The organism is Kaistella sp. (assembly GCF_032060305.1).
Taxonomy (GTDB): Bacteria; Bacteroidota; Bacteroidia; order Flavobacteriales; family Weeksellaceae; genus Kaistella; species Kaistella yananensis.
Map to the genome: position 1 here is coordinate 1 of NZ_DAMBHK010000084.1, position 8,285 is coordinate 8,285.

Annotated in this window: 8 protein-coding genes; 3 read left to right on the forward strand and 5 right to left on the reverse strand. The window is 39.6% G+C overall.

What is annotated here, in order from left to right; genetic code table 11:
- Together V5N63_RS10280 and V5N63_RS10285 are read left to right on the forward strand one after the other, a co-directional pair.
- Nucleotides 1–111: T9SS type A sorting domain-containing protein (locus V5N63_RS10280; RefSeq protein WP_332033873.1), on the forward strand; the 111-nt coding region annotated here is incomplete at its 5' end.
- A 13-nt stretch (nt 112–124) separates the two neighbouring features.
- The gene (locus V5N63_RS10285) at nt 125–1,015 is read left to right on the forward strand and encodes a T9SS type A sorting domain-containing protein (protein WP_332033866.1); all 891 of its coding nucleotides are present in this window, start codon (nt 125–127) and stop codon (nt 1,013–1,015) included.
- A gap of 104 nt (nt 1,016–1,119) precedes the next feature.
- Here V5N63_RS10285 and V5N63_RS10290 read toward each other — a convergent pair whose 3' ends face one another.
- Nucleotides 1,120–3,936 carry an aminopeptidase gene (locus V5N63_RS10290; RefSeq protein WP_332033867.1) on the reverse strand — a complete coding sequence of 939 codons (2,817 nt, stop codon included), beginning with the start codon at nt 3,934–3,936 and terminating at the stop codon, nt 1,120–1,122.
- A 135-nt stretch (nt 3,937–4,071) separates the two neighbouring features.
- Between V5N63_RS10290 and V5N63_RS10295 the strand changes: the two genes are divergently transcribed.
- Nucleotides 4,072–4,887, forward strand: coding sequence for a DUF4846 domain-containing protein (locus tag V5N63_RS10295; protein ID WP_332033868.1), 816 nt, complete (start codon nt 4,072–4,074; stop codon nt 4,885–4,887).
- 59 nt (nt 4,888–4,946) lie between these two features.
- Here V5N63_RS10295 and V5N63_RS10300 read toward each other — a convergent pair whose 3' ends face one another.
- The 4 genes from V5N63_RS10300 to pyrF all read right to left on the reverse strand — a co-directional run.
- Entirely contained in the window at nt 4,947–5,519 is a 573-nt protein-coding gene (locus tag V5N63_RS10300) for a YceI family protein (RefSeq protein ID WP_332033869.1), read from the reverse strand.
- A 77-nt stretch (nt 5,520–5,596) separates the two neighbouring features.
- The gene (locus tag V5N63_RS10305) at nt 5,597–6,301 is read right to left on the reverse strand and encodes a DsbA family oxidoreductase (RefSeq protein WP_332033870.1); all 705 of its coding nucleotides are present in this window, start codon (nt 6,299–6,301) and stop codon (nt 5,597–5,599) included.
- A gap of 82 nt (nt 6,302–6,383) precedes the next feature.
- Entirely contained in the window at nt 6,384–7,298 is a 915-nt protein-coding gene (locus tag V5N63_RS10310; RefSeq protein WP_332033871.1) for an AEC family transporter, read from the reverse strand.
- A gap of 15 nt (nt 7,299–7,313) precedes the next feature.
- On the reverse strand, nt 7,314–8,285 hold a 972-nt coding region (gene pyrF / locus V5N63_RS10315), incomplete at its 5' end, for an orotidine-5'-phosphate decarboxylase (RefSeq protein ID WP_332033872.1).

Consider the following 8,285-nt stretch of genomic DNA (forward strand, 5'->3'; position numbering starts at 1 on the left):
TCTGTTAACGAAAACACTTCTTTGGATGTAACTTCTTTGCCTAAAGGAATGTACATCGTAACAGGTACAGTAAACGGACAAGCAGTTTCTCAGAAAATCATCAAAAAATAACAATTTTAATAAATTGTTAAATATAGAATACTTCACCCCGGTGAAGTATTTTTTTTGTAATTTTACACTCCTTAAAAAAGAATATAATTTTAAATCAATTGCAATGAAAAAAATCTTTACAATTTTAGGCTTAGTTTCGGCTTCAGCGATGATGTTTGCCCAAACGAATTTAGTGCAAAACCCTGGTTTTGAAAGTGACTTAACTTCCTGGGCAGCTGGTACCGGAAACGGTTATACAGCTCCGGCAATTTTAACTACTAATCCACATAGCGGTTTAAAATTAGCGGCTTACGAACTTCCTTCTGCTACTACAGGTTTTTATCAAAATGTTGCAATTGCGGGAAGTACTCAGTATACACTTACATTTTGGTACAAAGCGTCTACTACTAGACCAGAAGGTACTAATCAAAATAATATTTTCAGATTGTGGAGTGTTATGAAAGATACAACTGGAGCTCCTGTTTATAACAGTGCAACTGCGGCAGATGATCCATTAAGAACAAACAATGGATATTTGCCGATTGCTCCAACTGAATGGACTCAACATACAGTAGTATTTACTTCTCATCCTTCAGCTGCAAGTATAGATGTTGCTTTCAGATCTTATGGTAGTGGTTCTTCTTACGTTGATGATGTACAATTGGTGCAAGGGAATCTTGCCGTTTCAGATGTAAACGCTTTCGATAAAGCTGTAAAAATGAACACTATTGTTGGTAACGAACTTCGTTTAATCCTTCCAGGAAAAGCTACGGTGAACATTTATACAGCAGACGGACGTTTGGTAAGCTCTAACAGAGTTGATAACGGGCAGGCAATTAATACCTCTTCAATGGCAAAAGGAAATTATATTGTAACTGTAGATAACGGATCTGCAAAAGTGAGCAGAAAAGTAATCAAAAACTAATATTTTATTTCTTTAAATATTGAAAGCCGCTTTTCTAGCGGCTTTTTTAGTTTCTATTATTGACCTCTCAACATCGCGCTCTCATCACCCAACATCCATCATCATCAAAACCATCCTCTCCTGAAGTAGTTTGTGATCGCGTTGAAATTTAATACCAGTGTAAAACGAATTCTGCTTCCGTAATCTTTAAAAGAAGGCTCAAATCCCAGTGAACTCTGGATTGGGAAGTATACCTCCAGAAAATCAGGAATTACCTTTACCTTAACACCTGAATCCCAGATGAACTGTGGATTCATCAACCGATTTTTATACACACCGGCATCAGCATATACATTAAACCATTTCCACACATGAGAATCGATATTAACCGAGGTAATCCACTGGTTAGCCGATTTCGCAACATGAGACTTGAAACCGCCTTCGGCAAGAATAAACTGTTGAGAAAACAATCCTGAAGTGGCACTTTGTCCTAAGAGCCCATACGAAAATGCATAATTCGAAACCCTTGAAATCCCGTAATCAAAAAGATTGTTCTTTGTTTTATTGGTGATGAAATAGCCGCCAAAAAATCTGAAACTTACCTTTTTATCCTGCGCATATTCCCAGCGGTAAAATGCTTCTGCAGAAATCTTCTGGAAATCTTCCATCCACTGCAGGTTGGTACTGAAGGATTTTTCATGAATAATGCTTCGGTCTGCATAGCCATAACCCAGATTCCAGAGGTTGTATTTGGCATATTCGGTGTCTTCCATAAGCGGATTCAGCTCCTTTTCGAAAAAATTATAAGATAATCCTAAACTTCTGCCAATATCGGTTCGCGGGTTTTTAGTGAAATTAAAACTCGCAAAAGCAGAAACTTTTTGGTACGTTAAATCATAATCATAATGAAAGTGTGAGGCTGAAACACCCAAATCGAGATTTCTGTAGAAACTGTTGGCAGGTTGAAAAGAGTAGGCTACACCGCCTGAACCGGTTAGTTTCCCTGTTCCTGAACTGTAAAACGGAGTGAACGAATAGTTGAATTTACGCTCAAAAAAAGAAGTGTTCCTGAAATTAAGTCCAACCAGCACTTTATCATAAGCATTGAAGTTTAACCTTGGATTCAGGTAAATCTCATTATATTCGGGATTGGGAATGTCTTTAAAAAACTTGAATCTTATTTTCTTGGTATTGGCAAAAAGTCCTTTGGTATAAAGATAATTGTCGCGGAAATTGTTTTCCGGAAAAATATATTCACTGTTCACCACGATTTTTTCAGCATCAGATTGTGGGATATTATAAATTTTTTTGGCCTTGGAATCGTCGGTATCAAACCAGAACTCCTTCACTTCTCCCCCGGCAGTTTGCGTTTCGATTTTGAAAGGAATAGGAAGTTCGGTGTTTTTCGCAATCTTTACCTGAAATTCATCACCCGATTTGGTATATCTTTTCATGTTAAAGTTTACCCGGTTTTTCTTTTGGATAAAGGGATCGAAGAAATCCGAGGAATAACCGGAAGCCAGACTCAGCTGGTCCATAAAATCTTTCTGGTCGGCGTGGCTGCGCGCATTTTTTGATAAATATCCACTGATAAAATCATCGAATTTTTCAGTACCCATCTTCTCGGCAATAAAAGAAAACAAGCTTCCTGTTTCGAAATGACTGATGGCGTTGGCGTTGAAATTACTCAACTTTTCGAAAGATTCTCCGATCGGCTGATCCAGATTCTGCGTCATGATGTACTGATACGTGAGTCCATAACGTTCCTTAAGTTTCAGGTCGGATGCATACAAAAGCTTCAGTGGTTTAAAACCGAAAACTTTTAGATTTTCCGGCAGTTCTCCCAGCAGTTTTTTCTCCGGATAATAGCGGTCGATATACTGTATTTCCAGATACGTTTTCAGGCCGTTAGCAAGCCAGTGGTCTTTTCTTTTATCGAAAATTGTGGCCTGTTCGACAATTTTTTTGGAGAGAATGCTGAAATAATTCAAATCAGTTTTTTCAGCATCACTGAAAAGCTGGTATTTGAATTTCCAGAATTTAAGGTCATCAATTCCGGTGAAATCTTCACTGTCCCGAAATTTTTCTGAAATGAAAATTTTTTCCGGCAGAAATCCGGTTTTATTTTTAATGAAATTAAGCTGTAGCGGCAGGTAAAATTCCAGATTTTGTTTTTCGGCTTCATCCAGATGGTAACCGAAATCAATTTCTGTTTTTTCACCATCAATCCTGGTAATAATCTTTGAAAAATTGTTTTCAGAAATCAGAAATTCAGGATCGCGGTTCAGGCTTCCTTCAAAATAATTGGGCTGAATTTCTTTGAGGTTACTCTGGGAATAATAATTGGGCGGAATGTTCAGATTTATCTTCCAGTAAATGCCCGGACTTTGGTTTTCTTCAATATCGATATAATATCTTTCCTGCGACGAATCATCAGCAAATCGATCCGGAACAATGAAGAAATATTTCAGCATCCACTTTTTACCGTCGCTTCCGTAACCTGTAAATTTCTGTAAAGGCAGGTTTATAACATATTGAAGGGATACCTTAACCTGTTCGCCAGGTTTCAGACTTTTAGAAAGCGGAATAAAAATGTTTTCGTCATCTGTGGAAGGGCTTGCCACAGTTTTATCTTCAATTTTGATTTCCAGATCTTGTACGCTTCCTAATTCATGACTTTTGGCAAAGTAAAGATCACTTTTGCGGTCTTCCAGCTTTCTTTTAGCGAGTGGGGTAGTATAGGTTTTGTAGGCGGCAGTCCAATTGAGGAGTTTGATGGTATCTGCATCAGTAGACGAAATATTGGTATAAACAATATCCTGATTTACAGTTATTTGTCTTTGATTTGCTTTAATTTCAGCTTCGATGTAAATGCTGTCCTGCTGCGCCGAAACCGCAACATAATTCAAAATCAGTAAAAAGCCGCAGAAAATTCTATTCATTTTAATGTAACCCTCAAATATAATGATGTTTTTCGTAAACCGATTTAATTATAATTTATTTACAAATAATAATTAATTTTGATTAAAGTTCAGCATTTGCGAAAATTATACCATATTACGTTTCTTCTGGGAATTATGTTCGTTCAGACTGTGTTCTCTCAGGTGACTGAAACGACCGAGCCTTTGCTTGTCGATCTTAAAAAATCTAAAATCATCACGCGATTCACTCCTCCCAAAGGATATTTCTGGATGAAAGAGCAACCCGGAAGTTTCGGTGAATATCTGGTGAATTTTCCGCTGCATCCTCCCGGTTTTCCGGTGCGCGATTACAGAATGGTTCCGGTGAAAACGCAGGACCGGCATGTGGCGCTTCTGAAAATTGATGTTGGCGACAAAGACCTGCAGCAGTGTGCAGACGCGTGGATGAGGCTGTATGCTGAATATCTGTGGTCTCAGAAACGCTTTGATGAAATTGGTTTCGAATTTACCAGCGGACAGTTTTTTGCCTGGAAGGATTATAAAAACGGAATCCGGACAAAAGAATCAAAGAAAAAAGTAAGTTTCTACGATTCGGGTGTTGTTGATGAATCTTATACTGCTTTTCGGAATTACCTGAATATTATTTTCCTTTACGCGGGAACCATTTCTTTGGATAGGGAAGCGGTGCCGGTTACGCAGAATTCAGACATCAAAACAGGCGATTTCATCATCAAACCCGGAAGTCCTGGGCATTCGGTAATCATTATGGGTATAGCGACGAATAATGCCGGAAAAAGACTTTATCTTCTGGCGGAGAGTTTCATGCCGGCGCAGGATATTCACATTCTTAAAAATACTGCCCATCCGGAACTTTCACCTTGGTATGAATTGGATGTAAATGCCCCCAAAACCGTAACGGCAAAATATACTTTCAGCCCAACTTCCATCAAAAGATTCCGGGCTCTGAAATAGAAAACGGAAATCTGGTTTCCCAAACTTCCGTTTCCAACTACTAAAAACACAAACTAAAATTATTCAGCTGTTAGTTCAAAATCTCCTTTAATGCTTACCGAATCGCTAATCATTGGTGCAGGGAAATTAGGACCTACGTTGAACTCAGATCTCTTGAGTGTTCCCAGAACCTGGTAACCGTAGGTTGTTTTTTTGTTCATTGCGTTAACCGTAGAACCTTTGTAAACCAATGTTAAGGTAACCGGTTTTGTAACGCCGTGCATGGTCAGGTTGCCTTTAAGCGTGTACTGATCCTTTTTTGTTTTGGTTAAGGACGTACTGGTAAAATCCATTGTTGGGAATTTTGCAGCATCAAAGAAATCTGCACTTTTAAGGTGATTGTCTCTGGCTTCAATGTGCGTGTTGATGGAGTTTACATCTGCAGAGAAGGTAAGTTTAGAATTCACGAAATTCTTTTCGTCTGCTTTAATGGTTAAATCTGCCTTATCGAAGTTTCCTGTAATGTCGTTAATCCCAAGGTGAGTCACAGTAAACTGGATTCTTGAGTGGGCGGCATCGCTTTTCAGATTCAACTGAGCAAATGTGGATACGGTGAACATAAATACCGTAAGGATAGAGAGTAACTTTTTCATAATACTTTTTTGTTTTAATTATAGTGCAAAAATAAAATTGATAAGATGGTTGGGCATTGATCTAAGATAAGAAATACTTAATCGCAGTTTCCGTCGGTATCGCAGCTTTCTCCCTGGCTGATGATTTGCAGGCCTTTGTCACCGGCAGAAAACTCTTCAAAAGATTTGGTGAGCACTTCCAGAAAATGTTCAGGCTGCTGAGCTCCAGAGACACCATATTTATCATTGAAGACAAAAAACGGCACCGCGTTGATGCCCAACTGTCTTGCCATTAACCCATCCTGTCCTACAGCATGTGCCATTTCATCGGATACTAAAGCGTTTTTAACTTCTTCTTCGGCAAGACCTACAGATTTTCCCGTTTCAAGCAGTACAGATTCATCATCGATGTTTTTTCCTGAAATAAACTGTGCTTCAAAAAGAGCTTCTTCCATATCATTAGCCAAATTTTTCTTCTTCGCCAGCTGAATGAGAAGATGTCCCCTGAAAGAATTGGCGACCTTCGAATGATCAAAATTAAAATCGATGCCTGCTTCTTTTCCGGCGTTTTTTGCATGTTCGTGCATTGCTTTTGCCTGGCTTACAGGGATGCCTTTTATTTTCGAGAAATAATCGTAAGGATTCACCTCGGGCTGAGTCTCTAAACTGGGATCCAGCTGGAAACTGTGCCACGTAACTTCAATCTTATCAGCATGTGGAAACAGTGATAAAGCTTTTTCAAATTTCTTTTTTCCTACATAACAGAACGGACAGCGGATGTCGCTCCAGATATTTACTTTCATTTGTTTTAAATTTAAGATTTACAAAGATACAGCCTTTAAACCAGCAACCAATTGATCTAAGGTAAGAAACGGCTGTTTAAAATTACAAATAATACTGCAGAAGCAAATACCATCCTGCCAGTGTTATAAAAGAAAGCGGAATGCCCACACCCACCATCAGATTACAAAGTTTGGGCTCCAGTTTATGGGTTGATGCGATAATGGCAGCAGTGATCATCGGCGCCATGGCAGCTTCCAGAAAAGCAATTTCCACCGTTTCACCAAGCTGGTTCAATATCATAAAATACAGCACGAAAATAAATGCCGGAAAAAGGATAAGCTTAAACAGAAGTCCCCACAGCAAAGGCTTGGAATATTCTCCGGGAGGTTGCCATTTCAGCTGACTTCCAACAGAAACCAAAGCTAAGGGAACCGTTGTAGCGCCAAGTTTTCCGAAAACTTCATCTAAATCTGACGGAACTGTAATGCTGAAAAGATTCAGAATAAGGGCCACTGAAAAGGCAATAAATGGTGGAAATCTGATGATTTTATTAACGATTTCAGCAACAGAATTCTTCGTGCCCGAATAATAATTGGACACAGCGATTCCAACGGTAGAAAGCGCCACGAAAGAACCCGGCTGATCGACGAGCATCACCGTTTTCAGGCCGTTTTCCCCGAAAAGCGACTGAATAACCGGAATCCCCACAAAAGAAGTATTTCCGAAACCGGCGCACATAATCAGCGCACCGGTGAGCGATTTAGACCATTTGAACTTTTTAGAAAGAATACTGAAGAATACCAGTGACAGAAAGATATTGAGCCAGGCGATTGCCACGGGAAAAATAACCTCAAAACTTAAGAGTAGTTTCGGAATATAATAGAGCGACAGCGCCGAAAGCGAAATATTGATCACAAAAGAATTCAGTGCCAGATGCCCGTCTTCCGGAAAGAGTTTGGTCTTCCTCAGAAAAACACCGAGGAAGAGACAAAGAAAGAGCAGAATTATATTAGCCATGGAATGCTTTACCTTTTACAGACTCTCCAGATAGGCGTTCCAGCCGGCAATTTTGTAGTTGAGTGCAGCTTTTTCAGTATCTTCAACTTTATAGATGCCACGGCCTACAATCATAAAATCAGTCTGCAGGTTTTTGAAAACATATTCAGGCGTTTGGTATTGCTGGCCTTTACCGTCGCCTGAGTCGCCCATATTCACACCCGGCGTGAAAAGAAGAAGTTCATCAGGAAGCTGTTTTTGGGAAACACCGCCAATAACGTTCGGGTGCGACTGTGCGATTTTTAAAGCTTCTTCCTGATAGTTTTTGTTGGTTAAAGTTCCTTTGGAAGACATGCCCACAATCGCTACAACGCCTACATTCAGGAAACAGTCCAGCGCTTCGTAACCTCCGATCACATGGGAAGTCACAAAATCTGCCCAGTTCGAAATCTTGTAGATTCCATACGAAAACTGCAGTTCCTGGGTATTGCCGATATCTGCAAATTTGCGGTCTTCCATCAGCATGAAATTATATTTGGTTGCCAGATCTTTCAGCGGAAGAATTGTGGTATCCGGATCGAAATCGGTAATAATATCGATATGTGTTTTAAGAGCCACGATGTGTGGACCGACTTTTTCAGCAAGGTCCAGCAATTCTTGCGTGGTAATAACGTCGGCAGAAACGATGAGGTTTGATTTTTTTTCAAGCGAAATTTCCAGAAGCTTTTTCGCAACAGAATGTTCAGCGTTTGCGAGTTTTGTTTCGTAAGATGCGCGTTTTCTCTCTTCAAATTTCACTATGTTTCCTTTAAGAAAATCGTCGATTCTTAAAACTTCGTCGTCTGTTAAATGGCCTTCTTCTTTAAGCATTTTGCAGACTTCCGAAATGGTGAACAGGGTATGTACGCGGTAGCCTTTACCTTCAAGCATTTCTTTTCCACCCTGCTCGCGGTCAAGAACCACTACGATATCAGAAACCGTAATACCTTCGTCCTCAATCTCAGGAAT

Bases quoted from the DNA above. Each gene is read 5' to 3' on its own strand.
- V5N63_RS10290 (WP_332033867.1), bottom strand. From the start codon at position 3,936: ATGAATAGAATTTTCTGCGGCTTTTTACTGATTTTGAATTATGTTGCG.
- V5N63_RS10295 (WP_332033868.1), top strand. From the start codon at position 4,072: ATGTTCGTTCAGACTGTGTTCTCTCAGGTGACTGAAACGACCGAGCCT.
- V5N63_RS10300 (WP_332033869.1), bottom strand. From the start codon at position 5,519: ATGAAAAAGTTACTCTCTATCCTTACGGTATTTATGTTCACCGTATCC.
- V5N63_RS10305 (WP_332033870.1), bottom strand. From the start codon at position 6,301: ATGAAAGTAAATATCTGGAGCGACATCCGCTGTCCGTTCTGTTATGTA.
- V5N63_RS10310 (WP_332033871.1), bottom strand. From the start codon at position 7,298: ATGGCTAATATAATTCTGCTCTTTCTTTGTCTCTTCCTCGGTGTTTTT.